Annotated in this window: 20 protein-coding genes; 18 read left to right on the forward strand and 2 right to left on the reverse strand. The window is 68.2% G+C overall.

From position 1 onward, the window contains the following. Window positions 1-6: 6 nt before the first annotated feature. The 12 genes from rlmN to glmM all read left to right on the forward strand — a co-directional run bounded on the left by rlmN (window position 7) and on the right by glmM (window position 9,842). A complete protein-coding gene (rlmN, locus tag HBK84_RS03475) occupies window positions 7-1,155 on the forward strand; it encodes a 23S rRNA (adenine(2503)-C(2))-methyltransferase RlmN (RefSeq protein WP_167318193.1) in 1,149 nt (382 codons plus the stop codon). A 366-nt stretch (window positions 1,156-1,521) separates the two neighbouring features. After that, window positions 1,522-1,743, forward strand: coding sequence for a translation initiation factor IF-1 (gene infA / locus HBK84_RS03480; RefSeq protein WP_012397711.1), 222 nt, complete (start codon window positions 1,522-1,524; stop codon window positions 1,741-1,743). A gap of 89 nt (window positions 1,744-1,832) precedes the next feature. Continuing rightward, on the forward strand, window positions 1,833-1,946 hold the full coding sequence (rpmJ, locus tag HBK84_RS03485) for a 50S ribosomal protein L36 (RefSeq protein WP_012397712.1): 114 nt from the start codon (window positions 1,833-1,835) through the stop codon (window positions 1,944-1,946). Between the two features lie 157 nt (window positions 1,947-2,103). Continuing rightward, window positions 2,104-2,472 (forward strand): 30S ribosomal protein S13, encoded by a 369-nt coding sequence (gene rpsM, locus HBK84_RS03490; protein WP_035959599.1) that lies wholly within the window; start codon window positions 2,104-2,106, stop codon window positions 2,470-2,472. 59 nt (window positions 2,473-2,531) lie between these two features. After that, entirely contained in the window at window positions 2,532-2,936 is a 405-nt protein-coding gene (gene rpsK, locus HBK84_RS03495) for a 30S ribosomal protein S11 (RefSeq protein ID WP_012397714.1), read from the forward strand. A 149-nt stretch (window positions 2,937-3,085) separates the two neighbouring features. Beyond that, complete coding sequence (locus tag HBK84_RS03500; RefSeq protein ID WP_064847278.1) at window positions 3,086-4,105, forward strand: DNA-directed RNA polymerase subunit alpha; 1,020 nt, start codon at window positions 3,086-3,088, stop codon at window positions 4,103-4,105. Window positions 4,106-4,176: 71 nt separating this feature from the next. After that, complete coding sequence (rplQ, locus tag HBK84_RS03505; protein ID WP_167318194.1) at window positions 4,177-4,941, forward strand: 50S ribosomal protein L17; 765 nt, start codon at window positions 4,177-4,179, stop codon at window positions 4,939-4,941. Between the two features lie 83 nt (window positions 4,942-5,024). Further along, window positions 5,025-6,005: a tRNA pseudouridine(38-40) synthase TruA gene (locus HBK84_RS03510; protein WP_167318195.1), complete on the forward strand. Its 981-nt coding sequence runs from the start codon at window positions 5,025-5,027 to the stop codon at window positions 6,003-6,005. A 237-nt stretch (window positions 6,006-6,242) separates the two neighbouring features. Continuing rightward, window positions 6,243-6,686: a 50S ribosomal protein L13 gene (gene rplM / locus HBK84_RS03515; protein WP_035959569.1), complete on the forward strand. Its 444-nt coding sequence runs from the start codon at window positions 6,243-6,245 to the stop codon at window positions 6,684-6,686. Window positions 6,687-6,718: 32 nt separating this feature from the next. Next, window positions 6,719-7,219, forward strand: a complete 501-nt coding sequence (rpsI, locus tag HBK84_RS03520; RefSeq protein ID WP_064847346.1) for a 30S ribosomal protein S9 — start codon at window positions 6,719-6,721, stop codon at window positions 7,217-7,219. 184 nt (window positions 7,220-7,403) lie between these two features. Further along, window positions 7,404-8,444 carry a polyphosphate kinase 2 gene (ppk2, locus tag HBK84_RS03525; protein WP_085106413.1) on the forward strand — a complete coding sequence of 347 codons (1,041 nt, stop codon included), beginning with the start codon at window positions 7,404-7,406 and terminating at the stop codon, window positions 8,442-8,444. Window positions 8,445-8,492: 48 nt separating this feature from the next. Next, a complete protein-coding gene (glmM, locus tag HBK84_RS03530) occupies window positions 8,493-9,842 on the forward strand; it encodes a phosphoglucosamine mutase (RefSeq protein WP_085106414.1) in 1,350 nt (449 codons plus the stop codon). An 85-nt stretch (window positions 9,843-9,927) separates the two neighbouring features. Here glmM and mscL read toward each other — a convergent pair whose 3' ends face one another. Together mscL and coaA are read right to left on the reverse strand one after the other, a co-directional pair. Then, window positions 9,928-10,395: a large conductance mechanosensitive channel protein MscL gene (mscL, locus tag HBK84_RS03535; RefSeq protein WP_085106415.1), complete on the reverse strand. Its 468-nt coding sequence runs from the start codon at window positions 10,393-10,395 to the stop codon at window positions 9,928-9,930. A gap of 36 nt (window positions 10,396-10,431) precedes the next feature. Further along, complete coding sequence (gene coaA, locus HBK84_RS03540; RefSeq protein ID WP_084117926.1) at window positions 10,432-11,388, reverse strand: type I pantothenate kinase; 957 nt, start codon at window positions 11,386-11,388, stop codon at window positions 10,432-10,434. A 75-nt stretch (window positions 11,389-11,463) separates the two neighbouring features. On the opposite strand from coaA, the gene glmS reads away from it, so the two are divergent. The 6 genes from glmS to treZ all read left to right on the forward strand — a co-directional run bounded on the left by glmS (window position 11,464) and on the right by treZ (window position 22,174). Further along, window positions 11,464-13,347: a glutamine--fructose-6-phosphate transaminase (isomerizing) gene (glmS, locus tag HBK84_RS03545; RefSeq protein WP_085106416.1), complete on the forward strand. Its 1,884-nt coding sequence runs from the start codon at window positions 11,464-11,466 to the stop codon at window positions 13,345-13,347. A 144-nt stretch (window positions 13,348-13,491) separates the two neighbouring features. Next, the gene (locus HBK84_RS03550; RefSeq protein ID WP_035959524.1) at window positions 13,492-13,863 is read left to right on the forward strand and encodes a holo-ACP synthase; all 372 of its coding nucleotides are present in this window, start codon (window positions 13,492-13,494) and stop codon (window positions 13,861-13,863) included. Further along, window positions 13,856-15,541: a bifunctional ADP-dependent NAD(P)H-hydrate dehydratase/NAD(P)H-hydrate epimerase gene (locus tag HBK84_RS03555; protein WP_167318196.1), complete on the forward strand. Its 1,686-nt coding sequence runs from the start codon at window positions 13,856-13,858 to the stop codon at window positions 15,539-15,541. Before HBK84_RS03550 ends, HBK84_RS03555 begins: the two co-directional genes overlap by 8 nt. A gap of 83 nt (window positions 15,542-15,624) precedes the next feature. Beyond that, window positions 15,625-17,817 (forward strand): glycogen debranching protein GlgX, encoded by a 2,193-nt coding sequence (glgX, locus tag HBK84_RS03560; protein ID WP_167318197.1) that lies wholly within the window; start codon window positions 15,625-15,627, stop codon window positions 17,815-17,817. Between the two features lie 166 nt (window positions 17,818-17,983). After that, window positions 17,984-20,347, forward strand: a complete 2,364-nt coding sequence (gene treY, locus HBK84_RS03565) for a malto-oligosyltrehalose synthase (RefSeq protein ID WP_144998338.1) — start codon at window positions 17,984-17,986, stop codon at window positions 20,345-20,347. A gap of 3 nt (window positions 20,348-20,350) precedes the next feature. Then, complete coding sequence (gene treZ, locus HBK84_RS03570; RefSeq protein ID WP_167318198.1) at window positions 20,351-22,174, forward strand: malto-oligosyltrehalose trehalohydrolase; 1,824 nt, start codon at window positions 20,351-20,353, stop codon at window positions 22,172-22,174. Window positions 22,175-22,323: the final 149 nt, after the last annotated feature.

Genomic DNA, 22,323 nt, shown 5'->3' on the forward strand with positions numbered 1-22,323 from the left:
ATTCCCATGACGGCACAACCCGTTGAGATCACCCCGAAACCCAAGACCGGCCAGCTCGTGTTCAAGCCCGCGCGGCGCGGCAAGCCCCCGCTGCACCTCGCGGACTTCGACATGGCCGGCCGCAAGCAGTTCCTGCAGGACGCGGGCTACCCCGCGTTCCGGGCGTCGCAGCTGTCCAAGCACTACTTCGAGCGCTTCGAGGCGGACCCCGTGGCCATGACGGATCTGCCCGCCGCCCAGCGGGACGAGCTCGCGGCCAAGGCCCTGCCGCCGCTGTTGACCACCGTGCGGCAATTGCGCGCGGACCAGGGGATGACCGTCAAGTCCGTCCACCGGTTGTTCGACGGCGCTATGGTCGAGTCGGTACTCATGCGCTACGACAAGCGCGTGACCATGTGCATTTCGTCCCAGGCGGGGTGCGGGATGAACTGCCCGTTCTGTGCGACCGGCCAGTCCGGCCTCACACGCAACCTCTCCGCCGCCGAGATCGCCGATCAAGTGGTCCAGGGTGTGCGGGCGCTGCGCGACGGCGTGGTGGGGGACCCGGAGGACGTGCCCCAGCGGGTGTCCAACATCGTGTTCATGGGCATGGGGGAGGCCCTGGCCAACTACAAGGCCACCATGGGCGCCGTACATCGGATCATCGACCCCTCCCCGGAAGGACTCGGGATCTCCGCGCGCGGGCTCACCATGTCCACCGTGGGTCTGGTTCCCGGGATCCGCAAGTTCACCCTCGAGAAGCTGCCCATCACGCTGGCGCTGTCCCTGCACGCCCCGGACGACGAACTGCGCGACGAACTGATCCCCATCAACACCCGCTGGAAGGTGGACGAGGCGCTCGACGCCGCGCGCGACTACTACGACGCCACCGGCCGGCGCGTGTCGATCGAGTACGCGCTGATCCGTGACATCAACGACCAGGGCTGGCGGGCGGACCTGCTGGGGGAGAAGCTCAACAAGCGTGGTGCCGGGTGGGTACACGTGAACCCCATCCCGCTCAACCCCACCCCCGGCTCCAAGTGGACGGCTTCGCGCCGTGGCGTGGAGCAGAACTTCGTGGAGCGCCTGCGCGCCCACGGCATCCCCACCACGGTGCGGGACACTCGCGGCTCCGACATCGACGGCGCGTGCGGCCAGTTGGCCACGGACGTCTGAGCCGGCGCGCGCTCACCCGCGTCGTGAGGGTGGGCCCAGCGAACGGGCGGCCCGGTGTCGGCCGACGGGACCAGGCTCACGGACTAGCGGGACCACACTCACGGAAGAGCACCACCGCGGTGCGGGGGGGGGGCTGACGGCGGGGCAGCGCGGCGGCGTCGTGGCGCTGCCCTCCGGTTTGCGAAGACGGGCGAAACAGCGTAGTGTCGTGCGTTGGTTGTTTGTGCTCGCAGACCGAGCCGCGCCCACCCATCCCATGACCCCCACTGCGAATCGTAGTGCGGGGTTGTTCGTCTGGGGGGACTACCGGTCCGGGCACCGCCGTCCGGTAGGACAACCGGACCCCTCGAGAAGTTAGCGGAGGATATGGCCAAGAAAGACGGAGTCATCGAGATCGAAGGCACTGTGGTCGAGGCACTGCCCAATGCGTCGTTCCGTGTTGAGCTGACCAACGGTCACAAGGTGCTCGCCCACATCTCTGGCAAGATGCGCCAGCACTACATCCGGATCCTCCCTGAGGACCGCGTCGTGGTGGAGCTCAGCCCCTATGACCTTTCCCGAGGCCGGATCGTCTACCGCTACAAGTAAGACCCAGAACCACCGCGCACGGCCGGTACCCCCGGCCCGGGCGCGGTGTCTCCGGTGCACACGCCATTACTAGTACGCGAAGGAATGCGATGAAGGTCCAACCGAGCGTCAAGCAGATCTGCGACAAGTGCAAGGTGATTCGCCGTAACGGGCGGGTCATGGTGATCTGCGAGAACCCCCGGCACAAGCAGCGCCAGGGCTGACGGGGACGCCCCCACGCAAGTGGATTGACAGAACGGGCACTGCAGCCGGCACCCACGGGTGCGGCAACCCCCGGCACGGAGGCCGGAGACCGGATGTGACGAAACATCCGGGACGCAGTGTTCAAGACCTCCGGACAGTACAAGGAGAACCGCCGATATGGCTCGTCTCGCAGGCGTCGACCTCCCCCGCGAAAAGCGGCTGGAAATCGCGCTGACCTACATCTACGGCGTGGGACGCACGCGCGCTCTCGCAACCCTGGATGCCACCGGCATCTCGGGCGACGTGCGCGTCAAGGATCTCACCGACGCCCAGCTCGTGGAGCTGCGCGACTACATCGAAGGCAACTACAAGGTCGAAGGTGATCTGCGCCGCGAGGTTGCCGCCGACATCCGCCGCAAGGTCGAGATCGGCAGCTACCAGGGACTGCGTCACCGCCGTGGCCTCCCGGTCCACGGCCAGCGCACGAAGACCAACGCTCGCACCCGCAAGGGTCCCAAGCGCACGGTCGCCGGCAAGAAGAAGTAATCGTGGTCGCCACCGCCGCCGGTGGCTGATCTACGTCGAAGATCTTTGTAGGAGAATTCATGGCTCAGAAGACTCGCGCGACGGCTGCTCGCAAGCCGCGTCGCAAGGTTAACAAGAACGTGACGCAGGGTCAGGCCCACATCAAGTCCACGTTCAACAACACCATCGTTTCCATCACCGACCCCTCGGGTGCGGTCCTGTCGTGGGCCTCGGCCGGCGGCATGGGCTTCAAGGGTTCGCGGAAGTCCACCCCGTTCGCCGCGCAGCAGGCCGCCGAGGCCGCTGCCAAGGGCGCGCAGGAGCACGGCATGCGCAAGGTGGACGTGTTCGTCAAGGGCCCCGGTTCGGGCCGCGAGACCGCGATCCGCGCACTGCAGGCCACCGGGTTGGAGGTCGGCTCCATCCAGGACGTCACCCCGTCCGCGCACAACGGCTGCCGGCCCCCCAAGCGCCGCCGCGTCTGACACGTCCCGCGTGGTCGCCCGTGCCCCCTGGGTGCGGGTGACCACGCTTCGACGCGGTGTTTCACGCCTGCTCACCGCGGCACCCACCCATTTTGTTTTCCACCACCTGCGTGCGTCATATGGCGGAGGCACGCTGAAAGGAAACATCAGTGCTCATCGCACAGCGCCCCACCCTCACGGAAGAGGCTGTGGCCGAGAACCGTTCCCGGTTCGTGATCGAACCGCTGGAACCGGGTTTCGGTTACACCCTCGGTAACTCCCTGCGCCGTACGCTCCTGTCCTCCATCCCCGGGGCCTCCGTGACCAGCATCCGCATCGACGGCGTGCTGCACGAGTTCTCCACCGTGGAGGGTGTCAAGGAGGACGTCACCGAGCTCATCCTCAACATCAAGAAGCTCTCCCTGTCCTCCGAGGAGGACGAGCCCGTCACCGCGTGGCTGCGCAAGCAGGGCCCGGGCGAGGTCACCGCGGCGGACATCTCCGCCCCGGCCGGTGTCGAGGTCCACAACCCCGATCTGCACATCGCGACCCTGAATTCCAAGGGCCAGCTCGAGATCGAGCTGACCATTGAGCGCGGGCGCGGTTACGTCTCGGCGTCACAGAACAAGTCGGGTGACGCGGAAGTCGGTCGGATCCCCGTGGATTCCATCTACTCCCCCGTCCTGAAGGTGACCTTCCGCGTGGAGGCCACCCGCGTGGAGCAGCGCACCGACTTCGACAAGCTCATCCTGGACGTCGAGACCAAGGAAGCCATCTCCCCGCGTGACGCGGTGGCTTCGGCGGGCACCACGCTGGTCGAGCTGTTCGGCCTGGCGCGCGAGCTGAACTCGGCCGCCGAGGGCATCGAGATCGGGCCTTCGCCCACGGACGCGGCGGCTGCCGCGGACATGGCGCTGCCCATCGAGGACCTCGAGCTGTCCGTGCGTTCGTACAACTGCCTCAAGCGCGAGGGCATCCACAGCGTGGGTGAACTCGTGGGCCGCTCCGAAGCGGACCTCATGGACATCCGCAACTTCGGTGCCAAGTCCATCGACGAGGTCAAGGAGAAGCTCGGTGAGCTCGGTCTGGCCCTGAAGGATTCCCCTCCGGGTTACGACCTCGCCGCCCACGCGGCGTCGCTCGAGGACGAGGACGAGAACAACAACCCGTTCGACGTCGATCTCGACTGACGCCCACACCACTTTCCGTGCCCCGCGGCCGCTGAGCGGACCGCACGGGCCCGATCATCAGGAGACCTACTATGCCTACCCCTACCAAGGGACCCCGTCTCGGCGCCGGGCCGACCCACCAGCGCATGATCCTCTCGAACCTGTCGCAGCAGCTCTTCGAGCACAAGCGCATCACCACCACCGTGACCAAGGCCAAGCGCCTGCGTCCCGTGGCCGAGCGCCTGATCACGTTCGCCAAGCGCGGTGACCTCGCGGCCCGCCGTCGCGTCATGCGTCAGCTGACCGACAAGTCCGTGGTGCACGAGCTGTTCACCAGCATCGCGCCCGCCATGGAAGGCCGCGACGGCGGGTACACCCGCATCACCAAGATCGGCAACCGCAAGGGCGACAACGCCCCCATGGCCGTGATCGAGCTCGTCATGGAGCCCGTGGCCAAGCGGGAGACCGTGGCCGAGGCCGAGCGCGCCACGACCAAGGCCGCCGCCGAGCCCGCCGCTCCCGTGGACACCCCCGCCGGTTCCACCGCCGAGGACGTCAAGGAGAACGAGATCCCCGCCGAGGAGCAGGCTCCGGCCATCGGCTCCGAGGAGGCCGCCGAGGTCGCCGAGGAGAACCAGGACGCCGAGTTCGCCGGTTCCCACGCGCCGCTCGAGTCCGGTGAGGCCCCCCAGGGCTTCACCGTCAAGGGCAACCGCAACTCCATGAAGTACCACGTGCCCGGTTCGCGCTGGTACTCCGGCACGACCGCCGAGATCTGGTTCGACTCCCCGGCCAATGCCGAGGCAGCCGGCTTCCAGCCCGCCGGCGGTGCCGCCGCCCAGAAGATCTCCGAGTGATCGGGACTTCTGAGTAGCACGACCGTCACGACGCCGCCGCAGGTTCCTGCGGCGGCGTCGTCGTCCTCGGGAGGAACGCACAGATGACGGGGGAGACCCTCAGACTGCGGGTGGAACTGGGCTACGACGGCGCCCCGTTCAAGGGCTGGGCCCGGCAACCCGGGCTGCCGAGCGTGCAGGGCGCGCTCGAGGACGCGCTCGAGCTGATCTTCCGCGCGCCGTGCGCCACGGTCGTGGCCGGGCGCACGGACACGGGTGTGCATGCGCGTCGGCAGACCGTCCACGTGGACGTTCCCGCGCCGTTGTGGGCCCGGTTCGCGTGCTCGCGTCCCCGCGGGCCCCTGGCAAGTGATGCCGACACCGGCGATCTCAGCGCAGGCGGTCCCGCCGACGTGCAGGACGTCGCGGCCCGCAATGCCGCCGCCGCGGGGCTCACGCGCAAGCTCAACGGCGCCCTCAACCGGGTCCTGGGTAAGGACCGTGCGGCCCACGGCTGGGACCCCGCCGTGGGTGCGATCGTGGTGCGCGACGTCGCCGTGGCCCCCGAGGGCTTCGACGCCCGGTTCTCCGCGCTCTCCCGCGGCTACACGTACCGCGTGGCGGACGCCGTGACCGGTCACGACCCCCTGACGCGCACGTTCTCGTGGTGGGTCCCCTGGCACCTCGACGTGCCCGCGATGGACCGGGCCGTGCGCGAACTGCTGGGGCTGCACGACTTCCTGAGCTTCTGCAAACCCCGCGAGGGCGCCACCACGATCCGCGACCTGCAGCGCGCGGGCGTGCACCGCGACGAGAGCGGCATGATCACGATCGTCCTGCAGGCGGATGCCTTCTGCCACCACATGGTGCGCTGCATCGTGGGCGCGGTGGTCCGCGTGGGGGAGGGGCGGTACGACGCCGGGTGGCCGGGTCAGCGGCTGCGCGCCCGGGTCCGGGACGCGAACGTCCTCATGGCACCCGCGTACGGTCTCGTCCTTGATGCCGTGCGCTATCCCGACCAGTCCCAGCTCGCCGAACGCGCCCGGCTCACGCGCGCTCGGCGCCCCGCCCAACACGACGAATAGCGCCCCACGACTGGCGGGGCGGGCGGTGATCCGGTAATATGGAATGCTGTTGTGCGTGTTCTGCTCCGGTTCACGTGTACCCGCATCGGTCGCTCATGTTGCAGAGCGCAGGGCCGTGCGGTGCACCGGGTTGTGGACGCACGGATGCCGCCCGGATCTCACCCGGGCCCCGAAGCACAGCGGAACCATCGGACACGAGCATTCGTGTCATCAGCAGACAAACGAAGGCAGATCAACGTGCGTACGTACACTCCGAAGCCCGGTGACGTCCAGCGTCAGTGGCACGTCATCGACGCCACCGACGTCGTCCTGGGTCGTCTTGCCAGCCAGACCGCAACACTGCTGCGCGGGAAGCACAAGCCGACCTTCGCTCCCCACGTGGACACCGGCGATTTCGTCATCATCATCAACGCGGAAAAGGTCGCCCTCACGGGTGCCAAGCTCGAGAAGAAGCGCGCCTACCGTCACTCCGGCTACCCGGGTGGGCTCAAGTCCACCAGCTACGCCGAGTTGCTCGAGAAGAACCCCACGCGCGCCGTGGAGAAGGCCGTCAAGGGCATGCTGCCCAAGAACAAGCTGGCCGCTCAGCAACTGTCCAAGCTGAAGGTCTACGCCGGTGCGGAGCACCCGCACCAGGCTCAGCAGCCCAAGCCCTACGAATTCACCCAGGTCGCCCAGTAATTCGGGCCAACGAATAACACATAAGGAGAATCGTGGCTCAGAACACTGAAGAGCAGATCACCGAGGACGTGGAGCTGACCAGCTACACCTCCGAGTCCACCGAGCCCGTCGCCGGTGCCGCCCTGTCCGACCGCCCCGCCCTGACCGTTTCCGGCCAGGCCGTGGGCCGCCGCAAGCAGGCCATCGCCCGCGTGCGCGTGGTCCCCGGTTCCGGGCAGTGGAGCGTCAACGGTCGCAGCCTCGAGGAGTACTTCCCCAACAAGCTGCACCAGCAGGAGGTCAACGACCCCTTCCGCCTGCTCGAACTGCAGGGCGCGTACGACGTCATCGCCCGCATCAGCGGCGGTGGCCCCTCCGGCCAGGCCGGTGCGCTGCGCCTCGGCGTGGCCCGCGCGCTCAACGAGATCGACGCCGAGCACAACCGCCCCGCCCTCAAGAAGGCCGGCTTCCTGACCCGTGACGCCCGCGTCATCGAGCGCAAGAAGGCAGGCCTCAAGAAGGCCCGCAAGGCTCCGCAGTACTCCAAGCGCTAAAACGAAGCAGCCCAAGCCTCGGCCGGGCGTTTTCGTGCAGGGTCCCGTTCCTCGGTTTCGGCCGGGGAACGGGACCCTGTTTCGTTGCCCGGGCGTTGCCATGCGGCCACCTGCCGCGGTGACGGACGTAACATGAAGGTGTGGAGCGACGTCGCTCCCGCCGTACCGTCGAGAGAGGGCCCGTATGAGCAAGCAGTCGGAGCAGAAGTCGGGGAACGCCGTCGTCGAGGAGCAGCAGGCCGAGACGGAACAGCGCACAGAGCAGCGGGTGGCGGTGGACGAGGCCCTCAAGAAGGAACAGCACCGGGTCTCCGTGGTGGAGGACTACGCGGCCGAACTCGACGAGATCGCGGAGCTCGGGAAGAGACTCAACGACGCGAGCGGGGCGGAACCGTCCACCGCGTGGAAACTGGGCTACCCGTACGACGAGAAGCTGCCCCGCAAGGACTACGAGCGCACCAAGCGGGCCCTGCAGATCGAACTGCTCAAGCTGCAGTTGTGGATCAAGGAGACCGGCCAGAAGCTGCTCATCATCTTCGAGGGCCGGGACGCCGCGGGCAAGGGCGGGGCGATCAAGCGGTTCACGGAGCACCTGAACCCCCGTGGTGCGCGGGTCGTGGCGCTCGAGAAGCCCACGGACATCGAGCAGACGCAATGGTACTTCCAGCGCTACGTCAAGCACCTGCCGTCCGGTGGGGAGATCGTGCTGATGGACCGCTCGTGGTACAACCGGGCGGGTGTGGAACGGGTCATGGGCTACTGCACGTCCCAGCAGTATTACGAGTTCATGCGTCAGGCGCCGGAGTTCGAACGGATGCTCGTGAACTCGGACACGCACCTGATCAAGTTCTGGTTCTCCGTGACGCGCGCGGAGCAGCTCGCGCGGTTCCAGTCCCGCCGGACGGACCCGGTGCGGCAGTGGAAGCTCTCGCCCACGGACGTGGCATCCCTGGACAAGTGGGACGACTACACGGAGGCCAAGGAGGCCATGTTCTTCTACACGGACACGGGGGACGCCCCGTGGACCGTGATCAAGTCCAATGACAAGAAACGCGCGCGGCTCGAGGCCATGCGCTACGTCCTCACGCAGTTCGACTACCCCAACAAGGACCACTCCGTGGTGGGCACGCCGGACACCAAGATCGTGGGTGGGGCGGCGGATCTCACGGAGGACAGCAACGAGAACCCGGACGGTTTCCCGGTGGTCCGGCCTGGGAAGGGCTGAGTCGAATGCGCAGGGTTTGCGCGGGCGTCGGTCGTAAGATGACTCTCGATGTCTAGAATCTTTGGAACGGACGGCGTTCGCGGTCTCGCGAACGGCCTCCTCACAGCAGAACTTGCCATGGAGCTGTCCCAGGCGGCGGCGATCGTCCTGGGCCACGGCCACGCGGAGGCCGGGAAGCGACCCACCGCCGTCGTGGCACGGGACGGGCGCGCGAGCGGGGAGTTCCTCGGCGCGGCCGTGATCGCGGGTCTCGCGAGCTCCGGCGTGGACGTCTACGACGCCGGGATGCTGCCCACGCCGGCAGCCGCCTACCTGGTGGGGGACATCGACGCCGATTTCGGCGTGATGATCTCCGCGTCCCACAACCCCGCGCCGGACAACGGCATTAAGTTCCTGGCGCACGGGGGCAAGAAACTGCCGGACGCGATCGAGGACACTATCCAGGAGGTCTACGAGGCCAAGGATTTCCGCCGCCCCACGGGTGCGGAAGTGGGCCGCGTGACCCGCTTGTCTGACGCCGAGGACCGCTACATCCTGCACCTGGTCGGTGCCATCCCGCACCGTCTGGACGGGCTGTCGATCGTGCTCGACTGCGCGAACGGCGCGGCGTCCGGCGCCTCACCGGACGCGTTCCGCGACGCCGGTGCCAAGGTGCACGTGATCGGTGCGGAACCGGACGGGCTGAACATCAACGACGGCGTGGGCTCCACCCACCTGGGTCCGCTCAAGCAGGCCGTGCGTGAGCTGGGCGCGGATCTGGGCATCGCACACGACGGCGACGCAGATCGCTGCCTGGCCGTGGACCACACCGGCACGGAGGTGGACGGCGACCAGATCATGTGCATCCTTGCCATGGCCATGAAGGACGCGGGCAGGCTCAACCAGAACACGCTCGTGGCCACGGTCATGAGCAACCTGGGTCTGCAACTGGCCCTGGACGAGGCCGGGATCCAGCTCGTGCGCGCCTCCGTGGGGGACCGCTACGTCCTGGAATCCATGGTGGCCAACGGCTACAACCTGGGTGGCGAACAGTCCGGGCACGTGATCATGGCGGATTACGCGACCACCGGTGACGGCCTGCTCACGGGTCTGATGCTCGCCTCACGGGTGGCTCAGACGGGCATGCCGTTGCAGGAGCTCGCCAAGTCCATGACGCGCATGCCCCAGGTGATGATCAACGTCAAGGGCGTGGACAAGGCGGCGGCCAAAACGAGCGAACCGGTGCTCGACGCCGTCGCCCGCACGGAGGAGCGGCTCGGCAGCGAGGGGCGGGTGCTATTGCGCCCCTCCGGCACCGAACCCGTGGTGCGGGTCATGGTGGAGGCGGCTTCGCAGGACATCGCCCAGCGCGAGGCGGAAGAGCTCGTGTCCGTGGTGGAACAGCACCTCAGCCTGTAGCGTCACCGTACGGACCAACGGCGAGGCCCCGCACCGGAAGTGGTGCGGGGCCTCGCCGTTTCCTGACGTCGAAGGGGTGGTGGGGTCAGCGGATCGTTCCTCCGGTGGTACCGGGCTGCCCCGAGAGGCCGGTCTGCGTGCCGTCCGTGCGCAGCGCGTCGGCGTTGTGCCCGGTGAGCGCGTCGCGGATCTCGGTGAGCAGCACGGTGTTGGGGTCGGCCGGCTCATCGGTGGGCTCGATGCCCAGTCGGCGGTTGCGGCGTTCGATCATCTTGTTCATGGGCAGCACGATGCAGAAGTACACGGCGGCGGCGATGAGCAGGAAGTTCACGATCGCGGTCAGCAACACACCGAACTTGACCTGGTTGCCGTTGAACGTGACGGCGGCGAAATTGTCGAAGTTGGGCGAACCGACGAGTCCCGAGATGGCGGGCATGAGGACGTTCTCGACGAGAGCATTGACGATCTTGGAGAAGGCGGCGCCGATGATCACGGCAACGGCCAGATCCATCACGTTGCCCTTCATGATGAATTCTTTGAAACCACTGAGCATGGCGCTCATCGCACAGTGAGAACGGGCCTGAAAATATCAGTTCTTTCGCAGCAGCACCCTGCGGATCTTGTGATCGTGGTCTTTGGAGAGGATCAGCCGTGCGCGGCCGCGTGTGGGGCGCACGTTCTGCTCCAGGTTAGGTTCGTTGATCCGCCGCCAGATGTCCGTGGCCACGTCCTGTGCCTGCTCGTCCGTGAGGTCCGCGTAGCGGTGGAAGTAGGACTCGGGGTCCGAGAACGCGGAGGAGCGCAGGGCCTGGAAGCGCTCCACGTACCAGCGTTCGATGTCCTGGGTGCGGGCGTCCACGTAGATGCTGAAGTCGAAGAAATCGCTCAGCGCGAGCGCGGTGCGTTTGCCGCTCTCCAGCTTCGCGGGCGCGAGCACGTTCAGGCCTTCCACGATCACGACGTCGGGGCGGGTCACTACCACTTCCTCGTCCGGGAGGATGTCGTAGGTGACGTGGGAGTACTTGGGGGCACGCACCTCGGGGGCGCCGGACTTGATCTCGGAGACGAAGCGCAGCAGCCCGCGCCGGTCGTAGGACTCGGGGAAGCCCTTGCGGTCCATGAGTCCACGCCGTCGTAGTTCGGCGTTGGGGTAGAGGAAACCGTCTGTGGTCACGAGCTGCACGTTCGGGGTGGACGGCCAGCGGGCCAGCATCTCGCGCAGCAAGCGGGCCGTGGTGGACTTACCCGCCGCCACGGACCCGGCGATCCCGATCACGAACGGGGTGCGCGCGTGATGCTCGCCCAGGAACGAGTTGGTGGCGGCATTGAGCTGTGTGGAGGACATGTCGTACAGCGTGAGCAACCGCGAAAGGGGCAGATAGACCTCGCGGACCTCGTCCACGTCCAACCGGTCACCGAGACCGCGCAGGTTCTCGATCTCCTGCGCGGTGAGCGGGACGTCGATCTCGTGCGAAAGCCTGGACCAGGTCTGACGATCCAACTCCACGAAAGGGGAGACGCGGTGGGTTATGGGCTGTGTGCTCATGCTCGGACCAGTGTAGGCCCGGGCCCCCTCCCGCAAGGCATTAGGGCGCGTAGCGTTTCCGGTACAGTATTTTTCATGTGTGGAATTGTGGGATATGTGGGCTCGAACCGTGCTGACGGGCGACAGCACGGTGCGCTCGAGGTGATCCTCGAGGGGCTTCGTCGACTGGAATACCGCGGGTACGACTCCGCGGGCGTCGCAGTGATCGCCGACGGTGCGGTGGAGTACCGCAAGAAGGCCGGGAAGCTGAGCAACCTGATCGGTGAGCTCGAAGCGCACCCCCTGCCGGAATCGAACATCGGGATCGGCCACACCCGCTGGGCCACCCACGGAGGCCCCTCCGACGTCAACGCGCACCCCCACGTGGTCGACGGCGGCAAGCTGGCCATGATCCACAACGGGATCATCGAGAACTTCAGCGAGATCAAGCGCGAACTCAGCGCCCAGGGCGAGAGTTTCACGTCCGAGACGGACACCGAGGTCGCCGCGGTGCTGCTGGCCCGCACGTACAACGCGCAGGGCGCGGACGAGAAGGACCTCACCGTGGCCATGCAGGACACGTGCCGCCGCCTCGAGGGCGCGTTCACGCTGCTGGCCGTGCACGCGGACCACCCGGACCGCGTGGTCGCTGCGCGCCGCAACTCGCCGCTCGTGATCGGGCTGGGCGACGGCGAGAACTTCCTGGGCTCGGACGTCTCCGGTTTCATCGACTGTACCAAGCGGGCCGTGGAGATGGGCCAGGACCAGATCGTGACCATCACCGCGGACGACTACACGATCGTGGACTTCCACGGCAACGCCGCCGAGGGCAAGCCCTTCGACATCGAGTGGGACGCCGCCGCCGCGGAGAAGGACGGCTACCCGTCCTTCATGGAGAAGGAGATCCACGACCAGCCCGCCGCCGTGGGCGACACCCTGCTGGGCCGCCTGGACGAGAACGGCCGGCTCACGCTGGACGAGATCAAGATCGACGAGACCGTGCTGCGCTCGATCGACAAGATCGTGGTGATCGCATGCGGTACCGCAGCATACGCCGGGCAAGTCGCGCGCTACGCGATCGAGCACTGGTGCCGGATCCCCACCGAGGTGGAGCTCGCGCACGAGTTCCGCTACCGCGATCCGATCGTGAACGAGAAGACCCTGGTGGTCGCGGTCTCCCAGTCCGGGGAGACCATGGACACCCTCATGGCCGTGCGTCACGCGCAGGAACAGGGCGCCAAGGTCGTGGCGATCTGCAACACGAACGGTTCTACAATCCCGCGCGAGGCGGACGCCGTGCTCTACACGCACGCGGGTCCCGAGATCGCGGTGGCCTCCACCAAGGCGTTCCTCGCCCAGATCACCGCGGCGTACCTGCTGGGCCTGTACCTGGCCCAGTTGCGCGGCAACAAGTTCAAGGACGAGATCTCCACCATGCTGGCCGAGCTTGAGGCCATGCCCGCCAAGATCCAGCGCGTGCTGGACGAGGTGGAGCCGCAGGTCAAGGAACTCGCGACCGGGATGAAGGACGCCGGATCCGTGCTGTTCCTGGGTCGTCACGTGGGCTTCCCCGTGGCCATGGAGGGCGCCCTGAAGCTCAAGGAGATCGCGTACATCCACGCGGAGGGCTTCGCCGCCGGTGAGCTAAAGCACGGGCCGATCGCGCTGATCGACCAGGGCCAGCCCGTGTTCGTGATCGTCCCCTCGCCCAACGGCCGGGACTCGCTGCACGCCAAGGTGGTCTCCAACATCCAGGAGATCCGCGCTCGCGGTGCCGAGACCATCGTGATCGCTGAGGAGGGCGACGACGCTGTGCGCGAGTTCGCCAACCACGTCTTCTACGTCCCCGAGGCGCCTACGCTACTGCAGCCGTTGCTGGCCACGGTGCCGCTGCAGATCTTCGCGTGCGAACTCGCCGGGGCCAAGGGCTACGACGTGGACCAGCCGCGCAACCTGGCCAAGTCCGTGACCGTGGAGTAATCATCCGGTTCGTCCGTCCGACGGCGGGTGACGCTTCCCACGGGAGCGTCACCCGCCGTCGTCGTACCGGGGCATGCCGCGACGCCCATGGGGGCCGTGCCGCGGCGCCCGTGAGGGGTCGGGCGGCGCCGGTAGGCTGGCGACATGATTGTGGGCACCGGCGTGGACATCGTGGACATCGCCCGTTTCGAACGACAGCTGGAGCGCACGCCGCGATTGCGGGAACGCCTGTTCGTCCCGCACGAACGGGAGCTGCACCCGCGCTCGCTGGCCGCGCGCTTCGCGGTCAAGGAGGCCGCGGCCAAGGCGCTGCTGGCCCCGCCGGGGATGATCTGGCAGGACTGCTGGATCAGCAACGACGCCCACGGCGCTCCCCGTCTGCACACCGCGGGCACCGTGGCCGAGCAGGCGCGGCGCAGGGGCGTGGAAACATGGCACGTAACGATCTCCCACGACGGCGGCATGGCCGTGGCGTTCGTCGTGGCCGAGGGACAGGGAGGACACCGCGATGATTGAGGCGTACTCGGGCGAGAGTATCCGGGCCGCGGAACAGCCGCTGCTGGACGAGGGCTACGGGGACGTGCTGATGCGTCGTGCGGCCCTGGGACTGGCCCGCGGCTGCGAAGCGCAGTTGCGCTTGGCCAACCGGAGAGGGTTGTTGGGTGGCACCACGGCGGTGCTGCTCGTGGGCTCGGGCAACAACGGCGGGGACGGACTGTGGGCGGGCGCGTTCCTGCGCCGCAGCGGCGTGAAGGTCGTGGCCATCCTGACCGGCACGCGCGTGTACGAACAGGGCCTGCGGGCGCTGCTCGCTCGCGGCGGCACCGCGCTGCGGCTCACCGACCAGGACGGCGAGGAGCGCGAACTCTCGGACGCCGTGGCCGCCGCGCACCCGGTGGAGGTGTCCCGCGCGGTCTCCCTCATGGCCGACGCCCACCTGATCGTGGACGCCGTGCTCGGCACCGGTGCGCAGGGCGGGCTGCGGGGTACGGCCGCCGAGCTCGTGCGGGCGTTCACCGAACGGCAGCGGGATCCCGCCGCCGCGCGTGAACGGCGCTTCCCACGGATCGTGGCGTGCGACCTCGTCTCCGGCGTCAGCACGGATACCGGCGAGGCTCCCGAGCCGGTCCTGCATGCCCACGCGACCATCACGTTCGGCGGGGCCAAGACGGGCCACGTGGTGTCCCCGGGGGAGCAGGCCACGGGGGCGCTCACGGTGGTGCCCATCGGGATCGAGGACCGGCTGAGCGACCCCGCCGTGCACCGGCTCGAACCGCGTGACGTGCTCGCCGCGTGGCCGCGTCCCGGTGCGACCGACACTAAGTACACCCGAGGTGTGCTGGGCGTCGTGGCCGGCGCGTCGAGCTATCCGGGCGCGGCGATCATGTGCACCCAGGCGGCGGTCAACGCTGGCGCGGGGATGGTCCGCTTCCTGGGGGATTCGACCACGCGCGGCATGGTGCTCGCGCGCAGTCCGGAGGTCGTGTGCTCGGACGACCAGCCGTGGGACGTCCACGTCCAGGCGTGGCTCGCGGGCCCCGGCGTGGTGGGGGACGAGTCCCAGGCCGCGCGCGTGCAGGCAATCATCGAGGCCCAGGAGCCGGCTGTGCTGGACGCAGGTGCGCTCGACGCCGCCGCGCGATCCGTGGTCGACGCCGCTCTGGGCCCCCATAAGATACTCACGCCCCACGCGGGGGAGCTGTCCCAGGTCTTCGAGTGGCTCCACGGTTTCGGGGTGTGCGATTCCACGGTGGAGCGCTCCGAGATCGAGGCCAACCCCGTGCACTGGGCCGGTGAAGCCGCGCGCCTCACGGGCGCCACGGTGCTGCTCAAGGGCGCGTCCACCGTGATCGCGTCCCCTGTGGGACGGAACGGGGACGCATGCGAGGACGGGAACGCTTCCGGGTGCGACGAATGCCTGTGCCTGAGCATCGGCCACGCGAGCCCCTGGCTGGCCACGGCGGGTTCGGGGGACACCCTCGCCGGGATCCTGGGCACGGTCGTGGCCCACGTGGCCGAGCACCCGGACGCGCTCGCGGTCCTGGGCGACTGGGCCCGCGGGGACGGTCGCTGGGCGGCCGCCGCGGCCCTCGGGGCCGGTCTGCACGCGGTGGCCTCACGGGCGGATGGGGAGGGCCCCGTCCCGCCGTCGGTGCTCGCGGAGAACGTGCGCGCGGTGCTGACCCGTCCGTGAGCCGCGACCCGAACGACTATTGTTAGTGGCTGGCTGTGAGCGGGGATCCGCTCACAGCCCCACGACACGCTGAGGAGAAGTACATGGAAGTTTGGCCAGGACAACCGTACCCGTTGGGCGCCACGTTCGACGGCACGGGGACCAATTTCGCGCTCTTCTCCGAGGTCGCGGACCGTGTGGAACTGTGCCTGTTCGAGGAGGATGGCACCGAGACGCGCGTGGAGGTCACCGCCGTGGACAGCTACGTGTGGCACTGCTACCTCCCCCAGGTGCAGCCCGGTCAGCGCTACGGGTACCGGGTGCACGGGCCGTGGGATCCGTCCCACGGGTTGCGGTGCAACCCGGACAAGTTACTCCTGGACCCCTACGCCAAGGCCGTGGAGGGCGGGATCGACTGGGACGAGTCCCTGTTCTCCTACAACTTCGGCGACGAGGACTCCGAGAACCACCAGGACTCCGCGGAACACATGATGAAGGGCGTGGTGATCAACCCGTTCTTCGACTGGGAGGGTGACCGCACCCCGCGCACCCCGTACCACAAGTCCGTGATCTACGAGGCCCACGTCAAGGGCCTCACCATGCAGCACCCGGAGGTCCCGGAGGAACAGCGCGGCACATACGCCGGTGTGTCCCACCCCGCGGTCATCGAACACCTGCAGAAGCTGGGTGTCACCGCGATCGAACTGATGCCCGTGCACCAGTTCGTCCAGGACTCCACGCTGCTCGAGAAGGGGCTGCGCAACTACTGGGGGTACAACACCATCGCGTTCTTCGCGCCCCACAACGAGTACAGCGCGGCCTCCCACCTGGGCAGCCAGGTCCAGGAGTTCAAGGCCATGGTGCGCGCATTGCACCAAGCGGACATCGAGGTCATCCTGGACGTGGTGTACAACCACACGGCCGAGGGCAACCACCTGGGCCCCACGCTCTCCATGAAGGGCATCGACAACACCGCGTACTACCGCACCGTGGACGACGACCAGAAGTTCTACATGGACTACACGGGTACCGGTAACTCCCTCAACGTGCGCCACCCGCATTCGCTGCAGCTGATCATGGACTCGCTGCGCTACTGGGTCACAGAGATGCACGTGGACGGTTTCCGCTTCGACCTCGCGGCCACGCTGGCCCGTGAGTTCTATGACGTGGACAAGCTCTCCACGTTCTTCGAACTCGTCCAGCAGGACCCGATCGTCTCGCAGGTCAAACTGATCGCCGAGCCCTGGGACATCGGTCCCGGTGGCTACCAGGTGGGCAACTTCCCGCCGCAGTGGACCGAGTGGAACGGCAAGTACCGGGACACCGTGCGTGATTTCTGGCGCGGTGAGCCCTCGACCCTGGGGGAGTTCGCGTCCCGTGTCACCGGCTCCGCTGACCTCTACGAGAACAGCGGCCGGCGCCCCTTCGCCTCGGTGAACTTCGTGACCGCCCACGACGGCTTCACACTGCGGGACCTCGTGTCCTACAACGAGAAGCACAACGAGGAGAACGGCGAGGATAACAACGACGGCGAGTCCCACAACCGCTCGTGGAACTGCGGTGAGGAGGGGCCCACGGACGATCCCGAGGTACTCGCGATGCGTGCGCGTCAGCAGCGCAACTTCATCGCCACGCTCATGCTGTCCCAGGGCACGCCCATGCTGTTGCACGGTGACGAGGCGGGGCGCACCCAGAAGGGCAACAACAACACGTACTGCCAGGACAACGAGCTCACGTGGATCAACTGGGAGAAGGTGGACACCCCGCTCGTGGAGTTCACCTCGGTGATGACCCACCTTCGCCACGAACACCCCACGTTCCGCCGCTCGCAGTTCTTCGACGGGCGTCCCGTGGACATGGGCGAGCGCGCCGAGGGCGATCCCATGCCGGATATCGCGTGGCTCAACACGGACGGCACGCCCATGGTGCCCGCCGACTGGGACGAGCCCCTGGCTCGTGCCGTGGGCATGTGGCTCAACGGTCAGGGCATCGCGGGGGTGGACATGCGCGGTCGCCGGATCACGGACGTGAACTTCATCGTGTACTTCAACTCCAACCCCGAGCCCGTGGACATCACACTGCCGCCGGCCAGCTACGGCATGAAGTGGGAGGAGATCGTGGACACCGCCGGCGAGCACGCGGACGGTGCCGTGCGTGAGCACTCCTCCACGTTGCGGATGGCGGGCAAGTCCACGGTGCTGTTGCGCGCGTGGGAGGCCCCCGAGGAAGAGCCGGACGCCTCCGTGGCGGCGTCCGTCGCGGCAGCGGTGTACGCGGCGTCGTCCGACGACGCCTGAGCGCCCCGCGGTGCGTGACCGGGCAGATCGCCCGCAGCCCGCGCCGCGCTGAACACGACTGCGGACGCGTCACCCCACACGGGTGGCGCGTCCGCCGTTTACGTCACGGTGCTCGTTGAGCGCGGAGTGACTGGCCCGAGCGCGCGCATTCGGCAAGACTGTAAGGGTGCTGACACCCACTTCAACGTACCGGTTGCAAATCACTACCCAGCAGGACCTGCATCGCGCGGCGGAACTGGTCCCCTACATCAAGCGTCTGGGGGCGGGGTGGGTATACCTCTCGCCCATCCTGCGGGCCACGAGCGGCTCGGACCACGGGTACGACGTCGTGGATCCCACCGAGGTGGATCCCGAACGCGGGGGATCGGAGGGGCTGAAGGCACTGTCCGATGCCGCGCACGAGGCCGGACTGGGCGTCGTCGTGGACATCGTGCCCAACCACCAGGGCGTGGCCGCCCCGCAGGAGAACCCGTGGTGGTGGTCGCTGCTCGAGAAGGGGCAGGACAGCCCCTACGCGGACGCGTTCGACGTGGACTGGCAGGCCGGCGGCGGCAAGATCTTGATCCCGGTGCTCGGCGACGGTGACGAGGACCTCTCCGCGCTCACCGTCCAGGATGGGACGCTGCGCTACTACGACAACGTCTACCCCCTGGCCGAGGGCACGTACCGCGAGGGCGACGATCCCGCCGAGGTGCACGGGCGGCAGCACTACGAACTGATCAACTGGCGCCGCGGTGACTCCGAGCTGAACTACCGCCGGTTCTTCACCGTGGCCACGCTCGCCGGGGTGCGGGTCGAGGACGCCCGTGTCTTCGAGGAGTCCCACGCGGAGGTCGCGCGCTGGTTCCGCGAGGGACTCGTGGACGGGCTGCGCATCGATCACCCGGATGGGGTGCGGGACCCGCAGGACTACCTCGGGAAGCTGGCCGGGCTCACGGACGGCGCGTGGACCGTCGTCGAGAAGATCTTGGAACCGGGGGAGTACCTGCCCGAACAGTGGCGCACGGCCGGGACCACGGGCTACGACTCGTTGGGCTGGATCGACCGGGTGCTCACGGACGCGCGCGGGCACTACGAGCTCGCCTCATTGGACACCAAGCTGCGCGGTGGTCAGCCCGTGCGCTGGGACCCGCTGATCCACGAGACCAAGCGCCGGATGGCGGACGCTGGCCTGGCCGCGGAGGTGCACCGCCTGGTGCGCGAACTGCCGGCCGACTTCCCGCACGGGGCCGCGGCGTCGTACGACGGTCTCGCCGAGATCCTCGCCAACTTCCCGGTGTACCGCACGTACCTGCCCGAGGGTGCGCAGTACCTGCGCGACGCGGTCGCCGCCGCGCGGCGGTGGCGCCCCGAGCTCGCGGACGTGCTCGACGACCTCGCGCGTGAACTCGGCGGGGACGTGAACGGCACCCTGAGCGGAGTGGCGCAGCGTTTCCAGCAGACCTCGGGCATGGTCATGGCCAAGGGCGTGGAAGACACCGCGTTCTACCGATACCCCAAGCTCTCATCCCTCACCGAGGTGGGCGGTGACCCCTCGGTCTTCTCGCTCACGCCCGAGCAGTTCCACGCGGAGGCGGCGCGGCGGCAGCGTGAATCGCCCTCGACCATGAACGCACTGACCACCCACGACACCAAGCGCTCGGCATCGGTGCGTGCGCGGATCACGGTGCTCTCGGAGCAGCCCAGGGCCTGGTCCGAGACCGTGGCCACGCTCGTCAATCGCGCCAAGGACGCGCAGATCGAGCTGGCGGACGGACCCGCCGTGAACCTCGTCCTGCAGGCCGTGGTGGGTGCGTGGCCGCTCGAGCGCAATCGTGCCGTGGACTACGCGATGAAGGCCGTGCGCGAGGCGTCCGTGTCCACCGCGTGGGTGGACGGGGACGAGCACTTCGAGGCGGAGCTGACCCGGTTCATCGACTTCCTCTTCAGCAACCCGCGCGCCCGCGGCATCGTGGAGGGATGCGTGGAGCGCGTGAGCGCACCGGGGTTCAGCAACGCCCTGGCGGCCACCGCGCTGCAGCTGACCCTGCCGGGCGTCCCGGACGTCTACCAGGGGCAGGAGTTGTGGGAACCGTCGCTCGTGGACCCCGACAACCGTCGGCCCGTGGACTTCGCGGCGCGCGAGCAGATGTTGGCACGGCTCGACGCCGCTCGGCCGGGTTCCGCGGACGCCACCCCGCCCGTGGACGGCACGGGGGCGGCGCGCATGCTGTTGACCTCGCGCGCCCTGCGGCTGCGCGGCGAGCACCCCGAGCTGTTCACGGAGTACATACCGCTGGAGTTCCGGGGCGCGCTCGCCGAGCACGCCCTGGGCTTCGACCGCGGCGGCGTGGCCACCGTGGTCACCCGCTTCCCCGCGACCCTCGCCCCCGAGGGCGGCTTCACGGACGAGACCGTGGTCCTCGCGCCGGGGACGTGGCAGGACGTCCTCACGCACCGCGAGTACACCACGGACCAGGACGGCGCCGTGCGCCTGGCCGACCTCCTCTTCACCTACCCCGTGGCGATCCTGCGCCGGAAGGACGGCTGAGACATGACCCAGGACCATCGTTTCGACGTGTGGGCACCCCACGCCCGCAAGGTCACCGTCCGCATCGACGGTGTGGACCACCCCATGCAGGGCCTGGCCGATCGCCCCGGCTGGTGGACGCTGCCCGACGACGCCGACGTCCCCCGGGGCACCGTGCGCTACGGCTACCTGCTGACCAAGGTCTTCGACGAGGGCACGGACAAGGAACGCACTTCGGTGTCCGAGGTGCTTCCAGACCCGCGCTCACGCCGCCAGCCGCAAGGTGTGCACGATTTGTCCTGCACGTTCGACCCGGACGCCTTCGAATGGCACGACGCCGCGTGGCGGCCGCGTCCGCTGCGGGACTCGGTGCTCTATGAACTGCACCCCGGGACGTTCACCCCGGAGGGCACGCTCGATGCGGCGATCGGCAAGTTGGACCACCTCGTGGACCTCGGCGTGGACGCCGTGGAACTGTTGCCCGTCAATGGGTTCAACGGGGACCACAACTGGGGCTACGACGGCGTCGCCTGGTACACCGTGGATGAGTCCTACGGTGGGCCCGAGGCCTATCAGCGGTTCGTGGACGCGTGCCACACCAAGGGCATCGCCGTGATCCAGGACGTGGTCTACAACCACCTGGGACCCAGCGGGAACTACCTGCCGCTCTTCGCGGAGTACTTCAAGCCCGGGGCCTCCAGCTGGGGGGACCTGATCAACCTGGACGGGTGGGGTTCGGACGGGGTGCGCGAGTACATCCTGGACAACATCACCATGTGGCTGCGCGAGTACCACGTGGACGGGTTCCGCCTGGATGCCGTGCATGCGCTCGCCGATTCCCGCGCCACGCACATCCTGGAGCAGATCGCCCAGCGCATCGCGGCGGAGTCCGAGCGCACGGGCAAGGAGCTCGTGGCCATCGCGGAATCCGACCTCAACGATCCCCGCATGATCGCGGGTACGGAGGGGCACGGTCTGGGCATGGACGCGCAGTGGCTCGACGACGTCCACCACGCCGCGCACGTGGCGTTCACCGGGGAGACCCACGGGTACTACGGGGACTTCGCATCCCTGCACGCCCTGGAGAAGACCATGCACACGGCGTACTTCCACAACGGGACGTACTCCACGTTCCGTGGCCGCTCGCACGGCCGCGAGATCGATCCTGCCGAGCAGCGGCCGTGGCAGTTCGTGACGTTCCTGCAGAACCACGACCAGGTGGGCAACCGCGCGGCCGGGGACCGGATGAACCACGGCATGAGTGTGGACCGGGCGATCGCGGCCGCCACGTGGCTGCTCACCCAGCCCTACACGCCCATGCTGTTCATGGGCGAGGAGTTCGGGGCCAGCACGCCGTGGCAGTTCTTCACGGCCCACCCCGAACCCGAACTGGGGGAGGCCGTGGCCACGGGCCGCAAGGCGGAATTCGCCGCGATGGCCTGGGATCACGCGACCGTCCCGGATCCCCAGGACCCGCAGACGTTCGAACGTTCCAAGCTCGACTGGGGCGAGGTGCACGAGGGTGAGCACCAGCGCATCCTGGACGCCTACCGAGAGCTGATCGCGCTGCGCCACGACACCCCGGAGCTCACCGATCAGAACTGGGCCACCGTGGCCACCCAGGCGAGCGACTCCGAGCAGTGGTTCGTGCTCAAGCGGATGAGCGAGCCGGAGTCCGAACACGGCGTGGTCGTGGCCGTGAACCTCTCGGACTCCGAACGCGAGCTGCCGCTCATGGGCGGTGACGCCCCGCGGGTGCTCTTCGCGAGTGGCACGGACCCTGACATGACGACGACGCCGGGCGCGGTGCGGCTCGCGCCGGAGACGGCGGTGGTGCTGCGCGTGTAGCTATGCGTGTGGCGTCGTTCTGCGCGGCGTCGGTGTGTGCGGCGGGATTCCATGGGGGCCCGCGCGGGCCCCGCCGCGGCGCCGTCGTGCGGGCTGCTGCACCGGGCCCGAGACGTGACCGTTACCTGCTTCGAGTCAGCCCCACCCGC

The organism is Kocuria sp. KD4, assembly GCF_011769905.1.
Classification (GTDB): domain Bacteria; phylum Actinomycetota; class Actinomycetes; order Actinomycetales; family Micrococcaceae; genus Kocuria; species Kocuria marina.